Genomic DNA, 18133 nt, shown 5'->3' on the forward strand with positions numbered 1-18133 from the left:
CAGAGGCCCTTACCTAACCGAACGGATAGCGACTTAATGAGTCTCGCCACGTTCACGGGCAATCGCGCGATAGCCGATATCTTTGCGGTAGAAGCAGCCGTTCCAGCTGATTTTTGCCGCCAGTTTGTAAGCCTGTTGCTGTGCAGCGTCGACACTGGCGCCCATCGCGGTGGCACATAGCACACGGCCACCTGCGGTCACCACCTTGCCGTCCTGCAGCGCAGTGCCCGCATGGAACACTTTGCCTTCCAGCGTCGCCGCCGCGTCCAGGCCTTCAATCACATCGCCCTTGGCGTAGTCGGCCGGGTAACCGCCGGCTGCCAGCACAATGCCGACGCTCGGGCGTGGGTCCCACTGGGCTTCAACCTTGTCCAGGGCCTGGGCCAGCGCGGCTTCCACCAGCAGCACCAGGCTCGATTGCAGGCGCAGCATCACCGGTTGGGTTTCCGGGTCGCCGAAGCGGCAGTTGAACTCGATGACCTTCGGGTTACCGGCCTTGTCGATCATCAGACCGGCGTAGAGGAAACCGGTGTAGACGTTGCCTTCATCGGCCATGCCGCGCACGGTCGGCCAGATCACCAGGTCCATCACACGCTGATGCACTTCGCTGGTTACGACCGGGGCCGGGGAGTAAGCCCCCATGCCGCCGGTGTTCGGGCCGCTGTCGCCGTCGCCGACGCGCTTGTGGTCCTGGCTGGTGGCCATCGGCAGGACGTTCTTGCCGTCGACCATCGCGATGAAGCTGGCTTCTTCGCCGTCGAGGAATTCTTCGATGACCACGCGCGAACCGGCTTCACCGAAGGCGTTGCCGGCGAGCATGTCGCGCACGGCGTCTTCGGCTTCCTGCAGGGTCATGGCGACGATCACGCCTTTGCCCGCGGCCAGGCCGTCGGCCTTGATCACGATTGGCGCGCCTTTCTCACGCAGGTAAGCCAGGGCTGGCTCGATCTCGGTGAAGTTCTGGTAGTCGGCGGTCGGGATCTTGTGGCGCGCCAGGAAATCCTTGGTGAATGCCTTGGAACCTTCCAGTTGGGCCGCGCCGGCGGTCGGGCCGAAGCAGTCCAGGCCGCGGCTGCGGAACAGGTCGACGACACCGGCAACCAGCGGCACTTCCGGACCGACGATGGTCAGGGAAACGTTTTTCTCGGCGAAATCCGCCAGTTGTTCCAGGGCCAGCACGTCGATGGCGACGTTTTCGCACTTGGCTTCAATGGCGGTGCCGGCGTTGCCGGGAGCTACGAATACTTTCTGGACGCGTGGGTCCTGGGCAACTTTCCAGGCCAGGGCGTGTTCACGGCCACCGCTGCCAATAATCAAAACATTCATTTCAAAAACCTCTGAGAAACGCTGTGCTTCCCTGTAGGAGCGAGCTTGCTCGCGAAGGTCGTCAACGATAACGAGGGAAACCTGACACCTCGTGGCGTTTTTGAGTTTTTCGCGAGCAAGCTCGCTCCTACAGTCGGGAAGCGGTGCTGTTTAGTGACGGAAGTGGCGCATGCCGGTGAAGACCATGGCGATGCCGGCTTCGTCAGCCGCAGCAATCACTTCGGCATCACGCATCGAGCCGCCAGGCTGGATCACTGCGGTGACGCCGGCCTTGGCCGCGTTGTCCAGGCCGTCGCGGAACGGGAAGAACGCGTCGGACGCCATCACCGAGCCCGCTACCTGCAAACCGGCGTGTTCAGCCTTGATCGCGGCGATGCGCGCCGAGTTCACACGGCTCATCTGGCCGGCGCCGACACCGATGGTCTGGCGGTTCTTGGCGTAGACGATGGCGTTGGACTTGACGTACTTGGCCACTTTCCAGGCGAAGATCAGGTCGTTGATTTCCTGCTCGGTCGGTGCGCGCTTGGTCACCACTTTCAGGTCGGCGCTGCTGATCATGCCGATGTCGCGGCTTTGCACCAGCAGGCCGCCGTTGACGCGCTTGTAGTCCCAGGCAGGGGCACGTTCGGCCGACCATTCGCCGCAGGCCAGCAGGCGCACGTTGGCTTTGGCGGCCACGATGGCGCGGGCTTCCTCGCTGACGGACGGGGCGATGATCACTTCGACGAACTGACGCTCGACGATGGCCTTGGCGGTCGCGGCGTCGAGTTCGCGGTTGAAAGCGATGATGCCGCCGAAGGCCGATTCGGTGTCGGTGGCGTAGGCCAGTTCGTAAGCCTGGCGGATGCCGCCTTCAGCGTCCGGGCTCACGGCCACGCCGCACGGGTTGGCGTGCTTGACGATCACGCAGGCCGGCTTGACGAAGCTCTTCACGCATTCCAGCGCGGCGTCGGTGTCGGCCACGTTGTTGTAGGACAGTTCTTTGCCTTGCAGCTGGGTCGCGGTGGCGATGCCCACTTCGGCCGGCTTGGCTTCCACGTAGAACGCCGCGCTCTGGTGCGGGTTCTCGCCGTAGCGCATTTCCTGGGCCTTGATGAACTGGCTGTTGAAGGTCCGCGGGAACTGGCTGCGACCTTCTGTGCTGAGGGTCTCGGCGGCCTGGTTCACGGTGCCCATGTAGTTGGCGATCATGCCGTCGTAGGCGGCGGTGTGTTCGAACGCCTTGAGCATCAGGTCGAAACGCTGGGCGTAGGTCAGGCCACCGGCTTTGAGGTTTTCAAGCACCTGGGCGTAGTCGCTGGCGTTGACCACAATGGCCACGTCTTTGTGGTTCTTGGCGGCCGAGCGAACCATGGTCGGGCCGCCGATATCGATGTTTTCGATGGCGGTCGGCAGGTCGCAGCCCGGCTTGTTGATGGTGGCTTCGAACGGGTAGAGGTTGACCGCCACCAGATCGATCGGCTTGATGCCGTGCTCGTTCATGATGGCGTCGTCGATACCGCGACGGCCGAGGATGCCGCCGTGGATTTTCGGGTGCAGGGTCTTGACCCGACCGTCCATCATCTCTGCGAAACCGGTGTAGTCCGCGACTTCTACTGCGGCCACGCCGTTGTCTCGCAGCAGTTTGAAGGTCCCGCCCGTGGAGAGGATTTCCACGCCCAGGGCTTCCAGCCCCCGGGCAAATTCGAGAACCCCGGTCTTGTCGGAGACACTGATCAAGGCGCGGCGGATCGGCAGGCGGGTAGTCTGGTCGGTCATTTCAATTTCCATCAAAAGCAAAGGAGTCAGCAAAAAAGGCGACCGGTTTTACGCGGGCGCCTTTCTGGTCGGATTGAATGCTTACAGCAAATCGTATTGTTTGAGCTTTTTGCGCAAGGTGCCACGGTTGAGGCCCAGCAGCTCACTGGCTTTGGTCTGGTTGCCCTTGACGTAGTTCATCACGCTTTCGAGCAAGGGCGCCTCGACTTCGGAGAGCACGAGGTTGTACACGTCCGTGACGGAAGCGCCCTCAAGGTGGGCGAAATAATTGTGCAGCGCCTTCTCGACACTCCCGCGAAGGGTCTGGCCTTCTTCGCTCGGCGTGTTGAGGTGCTGTTTCAAATTGACGTTGTCGCTCACGGGTGTTGTTCCACTCACTAAAGTCTCGGTCATCATCGTCATGCGGCCACCCCCTCTCCGTCCCCTGTCACCAGGCTCTTGTCACGTTCGCTGAAGAACTCACGAACGTTGGCGCACTGTGCTTCCGTATCATCCAAACGATTGAAGTGGGCGCGAAACTCCCTGGCGCCCGGCAGGGTTGCGAGATACCAGCCGACATGCTTGCGAGCAATGCGTACTCCCATCACGTCTCCGTAGAAGGCGTGCAGGGCGGCCAGATGCTCTAGCAGAATACGTTCCACCTCGATCAACCCCGGTGCCGGCAACAGCTCGCCGGTACGCAGAAAGTGTTCGACTTCACGAAAAATCCATGGCCGCCCCTGGGCGGCCCGGCCAATCAACAAGCCATCGGCACCGGTCGCATGCAGCACGCGCCGGGCTTTCTCGGCTGAGTCGATATCGCCATTGGCAAATACCGGCATCGACACGGCCTGCTTGATCGCGGCAATGGTGTCGTACTCGGCTTCGCCGGTGTAAAGATCGGCGCGGGTGCGGCCATGCACCGCCAGCGCTGAAATACCCGCCTGTTCGGCGATCTTCGCCACCGTCAGGCCATTCTTGTTGTCCCGGTCCCAGCCGGTACGAATCTTCAGGGTGACCGGTACATCCACTGCGGCGACAACGGCCTGCAGGATCTCGGCGACCAACTGCTCATCCTTCAACAGCGCGGAACCGGCGGCCTTGTTGCAGACCTTCTTGGCCGGACAGCCCATGTTGATGTCAATGATCTGCGCGCCCAGCTCCACGTTGGCCCGGGCCGCTTCCGCCAGCATCTGTGCGTCGCCACCGGCGATCTGTACCGAGCGGGGCTCGGGATCACCTTCGTGGATCATGCGCAGCCGCGATTTGCGGGTGTTCCACAAGCTCATGTCGCTGGTGACCATTTCCGAGACTACTAGACCCGCGCCCAAACGCTTGCACAGCTGACGAAAGGGCTGGTCGGTGACTCCCGCCATTGGCGCGAGAATCAAACCATTGTGCAATGTGTATGGGCCGATGCGTACCGCCGACATAGGACTTCCCTGTTGTGGGGCCGGATCATTAGAGTTCGAAAAAGGGTTGGCATGATACCCGCTCTCGATGACTGGATAAAGGCTGAATTGGATAAAATCTGAACAGTTATTTCTTTATCGCCACCGGTTTGGTTGCCGGCGGTCCAGTCAATAATCCGTCGTCAAACCTCGATGACCGCGCCGATTCACTCGGGCGAATGAAAGCTCAGGCTGTAATTCACCGCTTTGTTGCCGGGGTCGAGGATGTCCAGGGAGATATGGATCGGCGTCTGCGACGGCATTTCACTGACCCCGGCCAGCTCACCGCTCAGGTATTCGGCGGGCTTGAAGCGCCGGCTGGCGATCAGGTTGCCGTTCAGGTCGGCAAAGCGCAGTTCCAGCAACGGGAACGGCTGGGAGAACGTCGCGCGGTTATAGATGATTGCATCCACCACCAGCGCGCCGGCGAATTCAGGATGGCTGCGCACCACCAGGTTGCTGCTCTTGATGTGCGCGATATCGACCCGTGATGGCACCGTGCAGCCCAATGTCGGGCACAGTTGCTGGAACCACGGGCGATAGGCGTCCTGGCGCGCCAGGTCGTCGAACTGGTAGGCAATGTACTGGCCGGCGAGGCCGGCGGCGGCGATCAGCACCAGCAACAGCCAGAGCAGGCGACGGCCCCAGCTCGACGGGCGTTTGCCGGCGTACAAGTGCAGCGGGTCATCTTCGAGGTCCTGCAGCAGCTCGTCGTGGGCGCTGGCGGCGCTGCGCGAGCGCTTGCGGCCTTGGGGGCGCTCGTCGGGTTCCGGCGCGTCCACGTCGTCGCTGACCGCGCTCACGGGCGGGTCGAGTTCGTCGTCTTCATCGGCAGGCGTGGAGCGCAGCGGCGGTTCATCGTCGATGTCGTCGGTGGCGAGGGACATCGACGGTTCGGTGCGCTGTTTAGTCGCAGGGGCATTTGCCGGTTCAGGTTCGTCTTCGGGCGCTTTGCCGCGTTCTTCAGGCGGTTCGCTGAAGAGGCTGGCGGCCCATTTTTCTTCCTCGGCCTTGATCGTGTCGCGGCTGGCGCTGAGGGCATCTTCCTTTTTGCGTCGGTCGGCGCTGCCTTGCCGGCGTTCCGCGCCCAGCGGCTGGGTGTGTTGAATCTCGCGGCGTTCCAGCTTGGCCAGTTCTTTGTCCAGGTCCAGGTTGTCCAGGTCCAGCTCTTGCGCGGTCCACTGTTTCTGGCTGATTGCCCGCGGCGCCTCGGCGGCGTGCTCCGCTGCGGCCGGATGTTCAGGCTTCGGCGCTTGCGCGTGGGCGCGCTGCTCCAGCAACTGGCGCGCGGCGTTGAACACTTGCAGGCACGAGCCGCAGCGCACCACGCCGCGCGCCACGTTCAACTGAGCGTGGCTGACGCGAAAGCGCGTTTGGCAATGGGGACACTGGGTGACGAAACTGTCGGTCATGCGGCCATCCGATTCAGGCAAGCGCTCATTCTAGCGCCGACGCCCGCTGATGCGTACCCAGCCATCACGATTGGCGATCGGGTCGAGCTCGAAATCCTGGGCGTAGGCTGCAGCCACGTCTTCACCCTGTTCGGCGAGGATGCCCGACAGTGCCAGGCGGCCACCCGGCTTGATCAGGCTCGACAGCTGCGGCGCCAGGGCCACCAGCGGGCCGGCGAGGATATTGGCGACCAGCACATCAGCCTGCACCTGGGGCAATTGCTCCGGCAGGTACAGTGGGAATTTGCCTTCAGCAATGTGGTTGCGCCCGGCGTTATCGCGGGAGGCTTCCAGGGCCTGTACGTCGATATCGGTGCCGACGGCTTCCTTGGCGCCCAACAACAGGGCGGCAATCGCCAGAATCCCCGAGCCGCAGCCGAAGTCCAGCACATGGCAATCGTTCAGGTCCTGGCCGTCCAGCCATTCCAGGCACAGCGCGGTGGTCGGGTGCGTGCCGGTGCCGAACGCCAGGCCCGGGTCCAGCAGCAGGTTCACCGCGTCCGGCTCGGGGGCGGCGTGCCAGCTCGGCACGATCCACAGGCGCTGGCCGAAACGCATCGGCTGGAAGTTGTCCATCCAGCTGCGTTCCCAGTCCTGGTCTTCGATGATTTCGCTGTGGTGCTCGGGCAGCGGGCCGCCGGTGAGCAGTTCCATATGGGCCAGGACGCTGGCGGCATCGGTGCCGTCTTCGAACAGGGCCAGCAAGTGGGTGTGGGACCACAGCGGGGTGGTGTTGAGTTCCGGCTCGAAGATCGGCTGGTCTTCGGCGTCCATGAAGGTCACCGAGACGGCGCCCACTTCAAGGAAGGCGTCTTCGTAGGTTTCGGCTTGTTCTGGGCTGATGGCGAGACGGACTTGCAGCCAAGGCATGGCGGGCACCTTTGAAAAAATGAGTGTGCAGCGGGGAGGGGCTGCGAAAGCGCGCAAGTTTACGCGAGCGTGGAGAAGAAGACGACTGTACTGACAGTACGCCGACCAAATGTGGGAGGGGGCTTGCCCCCGATAGCGGTGGGTCAGTCACCTAATCTATGACTGAGCTGCCGCCATCGGGGGCAAGCCCCTCCCACATTTGGACTGTGTACATCTTCAAAATGGAGGGGCCACAAACAACAAAGCCGCCCGAAGGCGGCTTTGTTGGGTGGAGCACTTACTGGTTGGCCAGCTTGTGTTCCAGGTAGTGAATGTTCACACCACCTTCGCAGAAGCCTTCATCGCGGACCAGATCCCGATGCAGCGGGATGTTGGTCTTGATGCCGTCGACCACGATTTCGTCCAGGGCGTTACGCATACGGGCCATGGCCTCGTCGCGGGTGGCGCCCCAGGTGATCAGCTTGCCGATCAACGAGTCGTAGTTGGACGGAACCTTGTAGCCGCTGTACAGGTGCGAATCGACGCGAACGCCGTTGCCGCCCGGTGCATGGAAATGCTTGACCAGGCCTGGACTCGGGATAAAGGTTTTCGGGTCTTCGGCGTTGATCCGGCACTCCAGGGAGTGGCCGTGGATCTTCACGTCGTCCTGGGTGAAGGACAGCTCGTTACCGGCGGCGATGCTCAGCATCTCCTTGACGATATCGATACCGGTGACCATCTCCGAAACCGGGTGTTCTACCTGCACGCGAGTGTTCATCTCGATGAAGTAGAAACGGCCGTTCTCGTAGAGGAACTCGAAAGTGCCGGCGCCACGGTAGTTGATGTCGATGCACGCCTTGACGCAGCGCGCCAGGACTTCCGCACGGGCTTTCTCGTCGAGGCCCGGTGCCGGTGCTTCTTCCAATACCTTCTGGTGACGACGTTGCAGCGAGCAATCGCGGTCGCCCAGGTGGATGGCGTGGCCCTGGCCGTCGGACAGCACCTGCACTTCCACGTGACGTGGGTTGGTCAGGTACTTCTCCAGGTAGACCATCGGGTTGCCGAACCAGGCAGCCGCTTCGGAGCGCGTCTGCTTGGCCGCTTCGATCAGGTCTTCTTCCTTGTGTACCACGCGCATGCCGCGACCACCGCCGCCGCCTGCGGCCTTGATGATCACCGGGTAACCGACTTCGCGACCGATGCGCAGCGCAGTGGTCTCGTCCTCGGGCAGCGGGCCGTCGGAGCCTGGAACGGTCGGCACGCCGGCCGCGATCATGGCGTCCTTGGCCGAAACCTTGTCACCCATCAGGCGAATGGTCTCTGCTTTCGGGCCGATGAAGGCAAACCCGGATTTTTCCACCTGTTCGGCGAAATCGGCGTTTTCCGCGAGGAAGCCGTAGCCCGGGTGGATGCCATCAGCGCCGGTCACTTCCGCAGCGGCGATGATGTTCGAGACTTTCAGGTACGAGTTCGCAGCCAGTGGCGGGCCGATGCAGATGCTTTCGTCCGCCAGTTTCACGTGCATCAGTTCGGTATCGGCCGTCGAGTAAACAGCGACGGTCTTGATGCCCTCTTCCTTACAGGCGCGCAGGATACGCAGCGCGATCTCGCCGCGGTTGGCGATCAGGACTTTTTGCAGTTTCTTCGCAGGTTTCAACATCGAAGGCGCTCCGCGGTTCAAACGATGGTGAACAGCGGCTGGTCGTACTCAACCGGCTGACCGTTTTCTACCAGAATGGATTCGATGACACCGGCTTTTTCGGCCGTGATGTGGTTCATCATTTTCATCGCTTCCACGATGCAGATGGTGTCGCCTTCTTTCACGGTTTTGCCGACTTCAACGAAGGCTGGCGAACCCGGTGCCGGGGTGCGGTAGAACGTACCGACCATTGGCGACTTGGCCACGAAGCCGTTCAGCTTGGGTGCAGCAGGCTCGGCGGCGGCGACAGGCGCAGCGGCGACCGGAGCGGCAGCGGCAGGTGCCGGTGCTTGCATCTGCGGCGCGTAGAATTGCTGGGCCGGGGTCTTGCTGTGGCGGCTGATGCGTACAGACTCTTCGCCTTCCTTGATTTCCAGCTCGTCGATGCCGGATTCTTCCAGCAGTTCGATCAGTTTCTTAACTTTACGGATATCCATGAATCGTCAACTCCCAAGGGTCGGTCAGGGGCGCTTGGCCGGTTGTTCAAGTTGTTCCAGGGCGGCCTCCAGGGCCAGTCGATAACCGCTGGCGCCAAGGCCGCAGATCACACCTACCGCTACGTCGGAGAAGTAGGAGTGATGGCGGAAAGGTTCGCGTTTGTACACGTTCGACAAATGCACTTCGATGAATGGGATGCTCACCGCCAGCAGCGCGTCACGTAATGCAACACTTGTGTGCGTAAAAGCGGCGGGATTGATCAGAATAAAGTCCACGCCTTCGCCGCGCGCGGCATGGATGCGATCAATCAATTCGTACTCGGCATTGCTTTGCAGGTACAGCAAATGGTGGCCGGCTTCACGGGCCCGTCGCTCCAGATCGAGGTTGATCTGTTCCAGGGTCACTGCCCCGTAGACGCCCGGTTCGCGGGTGCCGAGCAGGTTCAGGTTGGGTCCGTGAAGAACCAGTAAGGTCGCCATCGGCTGTTCCTTGTTATTGATGTGGGTACGGCAGAACCCGGCGACTATGCCGCAAAGCGTTTATGACTGTCCAGTTCTATGCAGTAGGCAGCACGATTAGCGAGGATTGCGCGAAATTTGTGACTGCGGCCCAAGATCCGGTCATTGGTAATACCGTCTTGAAACCTGTGGCGATCAAATGTGGGAGGGGGCTTGCCCCCGATAGCGGTGGATCAGTTACAGATATTGAGACTGGCACACCGCTATCGGGGGCAAGCCCCCTCCCACATTGGTTCTTCGCATGGCGTTAGATCGGGTCAGACGCGGAAGGCTTGGACGGCGGTATTGAGTTGGCCGCCCAGCACCAACAGGTGTTCACCCTGGCTGCGGCCCTGGCCGATGCGCAGTAGGTTGTCCTCACCCAACTGATGAATCCGTTCGCTGTTATCGCGAATCTCACTCACCGCACCGCTCTGCTGCGCGGTCACATCGGCGATACGCACGGAGGTGTCGGAAATGGTCTGGATCGCCCCGACGATTTCATCCAGCGCGCCGTCGGCCGCTTGTGCTTGCTGGGCGGTGGCTTCGGCGTGTTCGACCTGCGCGCGCATGCCTTCCACCGACTGGCGGGCGGCGGTTTGCAGGCCGGCGATGAGGCCCTGGATTTCGGCGGTGGCGCCAGCGGTGCGCTGGGCCAGGGAGCGCACTTCGTCGGCGACCACGGCAAAGCCCCGCCCGGCGTCTCCGGCGCGGGCGGCTTCAATGGCGGCATTGAGCGCCAGCAGGTTGGTCTGGTCGGCGATCGAGCGAATCACCGTCAACACGCCGCCAATGGTCGCGGACTCTTCGGCGAGTTTCTCGATCATCTGCGCGTTTTGCTGCACTTCGCCCACCAGCGCATGCAGCCCGGTCAGGCTCAGGCCGATCACCCGCTGGCCGTGCTTCACCGCCTGGCCCGCGCTGCGGCTGGCGCCGGCGGCCTGGCTGGCGTCCCCGGCGACTTGTTGAATGGTCGCTTCCAATTCGCCCAACGAATCGCGGATCTGCGCGGTGTCCCCGGCCTGCCGTTCGGCGCCATCATGCAGGCCGCTGCTCAGCTCGGCCAGGGCGCGGCTGCTGCCGGCGACTTCCTCGGCATTGCCGCGAATGGTGCCCACCAGGTCCACCAGGTAGGCGCGCAAGCGGTTGAGGGAGGCTTCGATGTCGCGCAGTTCGCGGTTGGTCTTGCCCAAGGCAATCGGTTGGCTGAAGTCGCCTTCGCCCCAGGTCGACAGGGCCGGTGCCAGGTTGGTCAACACCCGTGCCAGGCGCCGTTGCAGAGTATCGATCAGCAGGGCGATCAGCAGGATCAGACCGATCATCACCCCTTGCATCAGGCGCACTTCGCCCTGGATCACGGCGTGCTGCGCACGCACGACCGGCTCCAGGCCGGCGATGGCCTGTTGCACGGCGGCGATTTTCAGTTGGGTGCCGGCGGCGAGGTCGGCGCGCCGCTGGATCTGCTCGCGGGTACGCTTGAGTTCGGCCGGGTAGCGGGTCAGCAGGCTGTTGAGTTCGCGCTTGAGGTCGACGCCGGTGTCTTGTGTTTCGGTTTTTTCGCTGTTTTCCAGGCCCATCAGCGCCGAAAAGTCATCGGTGTTCGAACCGGCGTTGGCCTTGACCCCAAGTAAGGGCAGTTGCTCCAGCAGGTCGGCCTGGCCGCGGATATTGCTGACTTCGCGCTCCACATCATCCGCCAGTTCGGCGCGCCCGCTGCTCACCAGCTTGTCGCGGGCCAGGGACAGCTTGCCCAGGTGTTGGGACGCCGCCAGCAGCGGCGGCAGGTAGCGCGCCGCGGCGGGCGAATCGACGCCGATGGCGTACTGGCTCAGTTGCTCGAGGTTCGCGCCCAATTCGCGCTCGGCCTGCAACAGCAGCGCTTGCGGGTCGCCGGCCAGTTTGCCGGCGGCGAGCAGGTCGGTTTTGCTGAAGGTATCCAACTCCTTCAGGCTGGGGCGCAGGCTTTGTGCGAGGTCGACAGGCAATTCATCCAGGTGTTGCAGTAGGCTTTCCAGGCTCTGGCTGGCGCTGCTCAAGCGCAGGGCGTCGCCGCTGGCCAGGTAGTCGTCGATATTGCGTGCGGCCTGGTTCTGGAAGGTCTGTGACAACCCCAGGTAGCGTTCCATCAGCAAATAAGGCCGTTCCAGCGCGCGTTGCGACCACCAGAGCGTCGCCCCGAGTGCCAGGCACACGGCCACCAGAAGGAGGGTATTGAGATTGGTCAGCAGCTTCAGGCGCATGCGTGGTTTCAACCGACAGCAAAAGTTAAGTGCCTGAAGTTATTGCGTTTCTATTACAAAGTTATGACGGAATCGCTGGATTCTGGTGAAAAGATGGCACTTTGACTTGATGTGTGCGCGGCTTGAACCCGATTGCGTCCGGCATCCTTGGCGCGGTACAGCGCCTCGTCGGCTTGGGCGGCCATCATCAGGCTGTCGGAATCGTCGCACAACTCCACCAGCCCGGCGCTGAAAGTACACCACAAGTCATGCGGCTGTGCCGGGTAGTGAATTTCGGCAAAGCGCCCACGGATTTCATCCAGCACCTTGCAGGCCGATTCCAGGTCGGTATCGGGCATCACAATCGCAAACTCTTCACCGCCGTAGCGGCCGATGTAGTCGGTCTTGCGCAAGCGCTGTTTGAGGAACAGCGCCAGGCTCTTGATCACGCGGTCGCCCATGGGGTGGCCGTGGCTGTCGTTGACGCGCTTGAAGTGGTCGATGTCGAGCATGGCAAAGCTCAACGGCTTATTCTCGCGACGAGCGCGGAAGGTGCAGTCTTCGAGCAATTGCAGGATATGGGTGTGGTTGTACAGGCCGGTCAGGCTGTCGCGCACCATCCGCGCCTTGAGGTTGCGCGCACGGGCCGCGCGGTTGCGCACGGTGGTGATCAGGTGGCGCGGCTTGATCGGCTTGGTGAGGAAGTCGTCGCCGCCTTCGCTCATGGCGTCCAGCTGTTTATCCAGGTCGTCTTCGGCCGACAGGTAGATGATCGGCACGCTGACGTACCGGTCGTTATGACGGATCACCTTGGCCAGTTCGGTGCCGGTGCAGGCGGGCATGTACATGTCGAGGATGATCAGGTCGGGCTGGAAATCCGCCAGCTCGGCCATGGCCTGGATCGGCTCGATCAGCGTGCGGGTGATGATACCGGCGCTGTTGAGCAGGCGCTCGGTGTGCAGCGCCTGGGCCCGTGAGTCGTCGATGATCAGCACTTTATAGGGGTCGTATTGGGCGACGCAGGTCAGCACTTCGATCTTTTCCAGCAGGCTCGAGGCTTCCAGCGTGCCGGTCAGGAACTCCTCGCCGCCGGCGCGCACGGCGGCGAGGCGGGTCGGGGTGTCGGTTTCATGCAGGCTGAAAAACAGCAACGGCAGCTTTTGCTCCAGGCCTTGCTGGGCCTCGGCGGCCAGCTGGAGGCCGAGGCCCGGGCCGCAGAAATCCACGTCCATCACAATCGCCGACGGCAGGCGCTCGGCCATCGCCACGCGATACGCCGCCACGTCGTCCAGTGACTGGGCGCTCAGGCCAAAGAATTCCAGCTGCTTGGCCAGACGCTCGGCGCGATCGTGATCGGCCAGCATCACGTAGATCGGCTTGCGCATCGGCGGCAGGAAGGTTTGCTCAAGCTGATCGCCCTGGCGCAGGCCGGTGCGGGACAGGCGTTGCATCAAACGGTTGATTTCGGTGATCAGTTGACTGCTCAGGCGGCCGCGATTGGCGTCCACCGCTTTGAGCGACTCACCGATGTGCTGCGCCAGTTGGCCGTGTTCGGGCTGTTCGAAGCGTTCGGCGAAGCGCAGCAGGCGCAGGTTGGCTTCGCTGAGTTCGGAGAAGTCGGCGTCGGACCATTCGCTGCGTTGCAGGCGCTGCCAGATCTCAAGAATTTGACGTGCCTGATGAATTACCCGCTGGGCAAAGTGCTGCTTGAGACGCTCACGGCTGGGGTCTTCTGGCTCGGTCATATCCTGACTACTAGTGAAGGTGCGTGCTGAGGTCGACTGGTGGCTCTATGCTAGCACCTCTTTTCGGTTACATGAGTGTCATACGTCAATTAACTGCGAGTCCCTGGCATTCATTTAGTGACTAATTGGTCGTGCAGCGGAAAAAGCGCGCATCCTTTATAGTCGAATGCCCCCTGGGCGTCCGTTGGATCATAGTTGTAGGGCGAAAAGCCCGCATTGACGGGCACGATGGGGTAGGGTTGCTGTCGGAGTGTTTGAACGCACGCCGTCGATTGAAGTGCATGAACTCAAGTGATTGAAAGGATATCGCCATGCTGGACTGGAAAAACCGTGCAGGCAGTGCCAAAGGCCCCGCCCCTGAACCCAAGTCGGCCAACCGCAGCTATTTGCGTAGCGTGCTGATGAGCCGAGCGGTGCTTAGCGTACTCGGCTTGTATCTGTTGGTCACCGGTGCTTTGGGTTGGTACTGGAGCGAAGAGCCGGCGCTGTTCCCGGTCCAGCAGAACGCCCAGCTTGCCGCTGAAAAGGAAGGCAAGCAGATGGTGTTGGGTTACACCACCGTGGAAACCCTCAAGACCGTGGCCGGCACCTTGCTCAACAAGCCCGGTGGCTATATTTCCAACGACCGTTTCCCGCCGGGCCTGTGGATGGACAACATGCCGAGCTGGGAATACGGCGTACTGGTGCAGGTGCGTGACTTGACCCGCGCCTTGCGTAAGGATTTCGCCCGTTCCCAGTCGCAGTCGGCGGAAGACGCCGACCTGGCGAAGGCCGAGCCGCGTTTCAACTTCGACAACAAGAGCTGGGTGCTGCCTTCCAGCGAGTCGGAGTACCAGGAAGGCATCAACTCCCTGAATCGCTATGAAGTGCGCCTGTCCGACCCGAACCAGCGCGGCGCCTTGTTCTATGCGCGCGCCGACAACCTCAACAACTGGCTGGGCGATGTCGCCACACGCCTGGGTTCGTTGTCGCAACGTCTGTCGGCCAGTGTCGGCCGGGTCAAGCTGAACACCTCACTGAAAACCGAAGCGCTGGCGCCGGGTGAAGTGCCGCAGCTCGATGAAGAAGTGGTGGAAACCCCATGGCTGCAGATCGACAACGTGTTCTACGAAGCCCGCGGCCAGGCCTGGGCCTTGTCCCACCTATTGCGCGCCATCGAAGTCGACTTTGCCGACGTGCTGGCCAAGAAGAATGCGACGGTCAGCGTGCGCCAGATCATTCGTGAACTGGAGGCTTCGCAAGAGCCGGTCTGGAGCCCGATGATCCTCAACGGCAGCGGCTTTGGCATATTGGCCAACCACTCGCTGGTGATGGCCAACTACATTTCCCGGGCCAACGCGGCGGTGATCGACTTGCGTCAGTTGCTTAACCAAGGGTGATGATGGACGTGACTCAAAAGGAGGCCGCGCACCGCGCAGCCTCCGATGCGGAACTGATCTGCTGGGTCGACGAGCACGACAACCCGCTCGGCGCCCTGGTGCGATCCGACCTGCGCCAGCGCGGCCTGATCGGCCGTTGCACCTTTATCTTCCTGTTCAACTCGGCAGGTGAACTGTGCGTACACCGACGCACCCTGAGCAAAGCCCTGTACCCCGGTTTCTGGGACACGGCGGCAGGCGGGATGGTGGCGGACGGCGAGAGTTATGCCGAGTCGGCCGCCCGCGAGCTTGAAGAAGAGCTCGGCGTGGGCGGGGTGGAGTTGGTCGAGCATGACCATTTCTACTTCGAGGACGGTGACAGCCGACTTTGGTGCAGATCCTACTCCGCCGTGTGGGACGGTGCGCTGTGCCTGCAGCCTGAAGAAGTCATGGAAGCGCGCTTTTTACCCCTTGAAGTTGTCCTGCAGGAAGCGCAACAAAAGCCCTACTGCCCGGACGCGCAAGAGGGCTTGCGGCGCTATCTGGCCTCACGTCGCTAAAGTTGTATAAATTGGCGCGATTTGGCCCTTAGCAAGTGAGCTTTTTGTGGTTACACTGCGCGACTTTTCACCCGAACCACCCTTGTTCCACCCCCTGATTCCTGTAGGAGCGAGCTCGCTCGCGAAAACCTCAAGCGCGCCGCGGGCATCCTGAATGCCCGCGTCATCGTTGGCGATCTTCGCGAGCGAGCTCGCTCCTACAGGAATCGGGGGCAATGACTTGGGGGGTTCGGTAGCGCTGCCCCTGCCTGAGTGGGGCTTCGCGGTCGGCAACCGCCTGAGCGTTTGCCGATCAGTCTTTGTCCTCACAAGAGGATTGCCGGTGGCCAAAAAAGCCGCATCCTTCGCCGCCCTCGGTGGCCTGGTATTTTCCACCGACGCAGGTCGACACTGCCCGGACTGTCGTCAGCCCGTGGACGCCTGTACCTGCAAACAAACCCTGATCCCCGAAGGCGACGGCATTGCCCGCGTGCGACGCGAGAGCAAAGGCCGTGGCGGCAAGACGGTGACTACCATCACCGGCGTGCCGCTGGCCGAAGACGCGCTGAAGGAACTCGCCACCACGCTGAAAAAGCGCTGTGGCACCGGTGGCGCGTTGAAAGACGGGGTCATCGAGATCCAGGGCGATCACGTCGAGTTGCTGTTGGCCGAGCTGATCAAGCTCGGGTACAAGGCCAAGAAGTCCGGCGGCTGAAAGCCTCTTCCCAACCAGTGTCTAAACTCTGTCCTGCGAGTGGGGTCTGACCTTACTCACAGGCAAATCGTCATTTTCATTCTTTAGACTGCGCCAGCCTCCAACGAGGGGCGGCGCCTTCGACTTCATTTATAGGGGACTTCAATGTCCGTACGACGCACACGCAAAGACGATGGCAGCCAATGGACAGTTGCGGACAGCCGCAGTGTTTACGGGATTCGTCATTGGGGGGCCGGGTATTTCGCGATCAATGATGCCGGTCGCGTTGAAGTTCGTCCGAACGGCCCGAAAAGCACGCCTGTCGACCTGTACGAGCAAGTCGACGAGTTGCGCAAAAGCGGCTTGTCCTTGCCGCTGCTGGTGCGTTTCCCCGACATCCTGCAAGACCGCGTGCGCCAGTTGACCGGTGCGTTCGATTCGAACATCGAGCGTCTGGAATACCAGAGCAAATACACCGCGCTGTACCCGATCAAGGTGAACCAGCAGGAGGCGGTGATCGAAAACATCATCGCCACCCAGGACGTGTCCATTGGCCTGGAAGCCGGCTCCAAGCCGGAACTGCTGGCCGTGCTGGCCCTGGCGCCGAAAGGCGGGACCATCGTCTGCAACGGTTACAAGGACCGCGAATTCATCCGCCTGGCGCTGATGGGCCAGAAGCTGGGTCACAACGTGTTCATCGTGATCGAGAAAGAGTCCGAAGTTGAGCTGGTGATCGAAGAAGCCGCCAACCTCAAGGTCAAGCCACAGGTCGGCCTGCGCGTGCGCCTGTCGTCCCTGGCGTCGAGCAAGTGGGCTGACACTGGCGGTGAGAAATCCAAGTTCGGGTTGTCGGCGGCGCAACTGCTGTCGGTGGTCGAGCGCTTCCGCGCCGCCAGCCTGGACCAGGGCATCCGCCTGTTGCACTTCCACATGGGCTCGCAGATCGCCAACCTGGCCGACTACCAGCACGGGTTCAAGGAAGCCATTCGTTACTACGGCGAACTGCGCAACCTCGGCCTGCCGGTGGACCACATCGACGTCGGCGGCGGCCTGGGCGTGGACTACGACGGTACTCACTCGCGCAACGCCAGCTCGATCAACTACGACATGGACGACTACGCCGGTGTCGTCGTGGGCATGCTCAAGGAGTTCTGCGACGCGCAGAGCCTGCCGCACCCGAACATCTTCTCCGAGAGCGGCCGTTCCCTGACCGCCCACCACGCCATGCTGGTGGTGCAAGTCACCGACGTCGAGAAGCACAACGACGAAATGCCGCAGATCGAGAACAAGGACAGCCTGCCGGAAACCGTGCAATGTCTGGTGGACCTGCTCGGCCCGACTGACATCGAGATGGTCACCGAAACCTACTGGCGCGCCACTCACTACATGAGCGACGTGGCCACCCAGTACGCCGACGGCAAACTGACCCTGGCGGAAAAAGCCCTGGCCGAACAGTGCTACTTCGCCGTATGCCGCCGCCTGCATAACTCGCTGAAAGCACGTCAGCGCTCGCACCGCCAGGTGCTCGACGAACTCAACGACAAGCTGGCGGATAAATACATCTGCAACTTCTCGGTGTTCCAGAGCCTGCCGGACACCTGGGCCATCGGCCAGGTATTGCCGATCCTGCCGCTGCACCGCCTCGACGAAGAGCCGATGCGCCGCGCGGTATTGCAGGACTTGACCTGCGACTCCGACGGCAAGATCAAGCAATACGTCGACGAGCAGAGCATCGAGACCAGCCTGCCGGTACACGCGCTGAAAGAGGGCGAAGACTACCTGCTGGGTATCTTCCTGGTCGGCGCCTACCAGGAAATCCTCGGTGACATGCACAACCTGTTCGGTGACACCGACTCGGTGAACATCTATCAGCGTGAAGACGGTTCGGTGTACAGCGCCGGGATCGAGACCCACGACACCATCGAAGACATGCTGCGTTATGTGCACTTGTCGCCGGAGGAGTTGATGACCCATTACCGTGACAAGTGCGCCAGCGCGAAGATCAGTGCCAGCGAGCGCACGCAGTTTCTGGATGCGTTGCGCTTGGGCCTGACGCGTTCGTCCTACCTGTCCTCCTAAGCACCCATCCTTGTAGGAGCGAGCTTGCTCGCGAAGATCGTCAACGATGAC

15 protein-coding genes and 1 pseudogene are annotated in these 18133 nt (G+C 61.9%); 5 read left to right on the forward strand and 11 right to left on the reverse strand.

Annotated features, from left to right (window positions below; all coding sequences use genetic code 11):
* Positions 1–33: 33 nt before the first annotated feature.
* Entirely contained in the window at positions 34–1326 is a 1293-nt protein-coding gene (purD, locus tag RGV59_RS08880) for a phosphoribosylamine--glycine ligase (protein ID WP_322246928.1), read from the reverse strand.
* 21 nt (positions 1327–1347) lie between these two features.
* On the opposite strand from purD, the pseudogene RGV59_RS08885 reads away from it, so the two are divergent.
* Positions 1348–1461: pseudogene (locus RGV59_RS08885) on the forward strand (outer membrane lipoprotein carrier protein LolA); the annotation flags it as partial.
* A 15-nt stretch (positions 1462–1476) separates the two neighbouring features.
* Here the strand turns inward: RGV59_RS08885 and purH are convergent.
* The 10 genes from purH to RGV59_RS08935 all read right to left on the reverse strand — a co-directional run bounded on the left by purH (position 1477) and on the right by RGV59_RS08935 (position 13412).
* On the reverse strand, positions 1477–3084 hold the full coding sequence (gene purH, locus RGV59_RS08890) for a bifunctional phosphoribosylaminoimidazolecarboxamide formyltransferase/IMP cyclohydrolase (RefSeq protein WP_046384852.1): 1608 nt from the start codon (positions 3082–3084) through the stop codon (positions 1477–1479).
* A gap of 81 nt (positions 3085–3165) precedes the next feature.
* The gene (gene fis / locus RGV59_RS08895) at positions 3166–3486 is read right to left on the reverse strand and encodes a DNA-binding transcriptional regulator Fis (protein WP_002555375.1); all 321 of its coding nucleotides are present in this window, start codon (positions 3484–3486) and stop codon (positions 3166–3168) included.
* Entirely contained in the window at positions 3483–4496 is a 1014-nt protein-coding gene (gene dusB / locus RGV59_RS08900) for a tRNA dihydrouridine synthase DusB (RefSeq protein ID WP_017849670.1), read from the reverse strand. The genes fis and dusB overlap by 4 nt, the downstream gene beginning before the upstream one ends.
* 185 nt (positions 4497–4681) lie before the next feature.
* Entirely contained in the window at positions 4682–5926 is a 1245-nt protein-coding gene (locus tag RGV59_RS08905; protein WP_126587072.1) for a DUF3426 domain-containing protein, read from the reverse strand.
* A gap of 30 nt (positions 5927–5956) precedes the next feature.
* Positions 5957–6835, reverse strand: a complete 879-nt coding sequence (gene prmA / locus RGV59_RS08910) for a 50S ribosomal protein L11 methyltransferase (protein ID WP_126587070.1) — start codon at positions 6833–6835, stop codon at positions 5957–5959.
* 277 nt (positions 6836–7112) lie between these two features.
* On the reverse strand, positions 7113–8474 hold the full coding sequence (gene accC / locus RGV59_RS08915; RefSeq protein WP_017849667.1) for an acetyl-CoA carboxylase biotin carboxylase subunit: 1362 nt from the start codon (positions 8472–8474) through the stop codon (positions 7113–7115).
* A 17-nt stretch (positions 8475–8491) separates the two neighbouring features.
* Positions 8492–8950: an acetyl-CoA carboxylase biotin carboxyl carrier protein gene (accB, locus tag RGV59_RS08920; protein ID WP_017849666.1), complete on the reverse strand. Its 459-nt coding sequence runs from the start codon at positions 8948–8950 to the stop codon at positions 8492–8494.
* Positions 8951–8974: 24 nt separating this feature from the next.
* On the reverse strand, positions 8975–9430 hold the full coding sequence (gene aroQ / locus RGV59_RS08925; protein WP_017849665.1) for a type II 3-dehydroquinate dehydratase: 456 nt from the start codon (positions 9428–9430) through the stop codon (positions 8975–8977).
* Positions 9431–9726: 296 nt separating this feature from the next.
* On the reverse strand, positions 9727–11688 hold the full coding sequence (locus RGV59_RS08930) for a methyl-accepting chemotaxis protein (protein ID WP_126587068.1): 1962 nt from the start codon (positions 11686–11688) through the stop codon (positions 9727–9729).
* A gap of 53 nt (positions 11689–11741) precedes the next feature.
* Positions 11742–13412, reverse strand: coding sequence for a response regulator (locus RGV59_RS08935; RefSeq protein WP_017849663.1), 1671 nt, complete (start codon positions 13410–13412; stop codon positions 11742–11744).
* Positions 13413–13813: 401 nt separating this feature from the next.
* Here RGV59_RS08935 and RGV59_RS08940 point away from each other — a divergent pair, with 401 nt between their 5' ends.
* From RGV59_RS08940 to speA, 4 genes are all read left to right on the forward strand, one after another.
* On the forward strand, positions 13814–14791 hold the full coding sequence (locus RGV59_RS08940; protein ID WP_370737517.1) for a DUF2333 family protein: 978 nt from the start codon (positions 13814–13816) through the stop codon (positions 14789–14791).
* Between the two features lie 2 nt (positions 14792–14793).
* Complete coding sequence (locus RGV59_RS08945) at positions 14794–15330, forward strand: NUDIX hydrolase (protein ID WP_104904023.1); 537 nt, start codon at positions 14794–14796, stop codon at positions 15328–15330.
* Positions 15331–15652: 322 nt separating this feature from the next.
* Entirely contained in the window at positions 15653–16024 is a 372-nt protein-coding gene (locus RGV59_RS08950; protein ID WP_017849660.1) for a translation initiation factor Sui1, read from the forward strand.
* Positions 16025–16168: 144 nt separating this feature from the next.
* The gene (gene speA, locus RGV59_RS08955) at positions 16169–18082 is read left to right on the forward strand and encodes an arginine decarboxylase (protein WP_126587066.1); all 1914 of its coding nucleotides are present in this window, start codon (positions 16169–16171) and stop codon (positions 18080–18082) included.
* The last annotated feature ends 51 nt before the right edge of the window (positions 18083–18133 follow it).

Source organism: Pseudomonas sp. FG1, assembly GCF_034313875.1.
Lineage (GTDB): Bacteria > Pseudomonadota > Gammaproteobacteria > Pseudomonadales > Pseudomonadaceae > Aquipseudomonas > Aquipseudomonas veronii.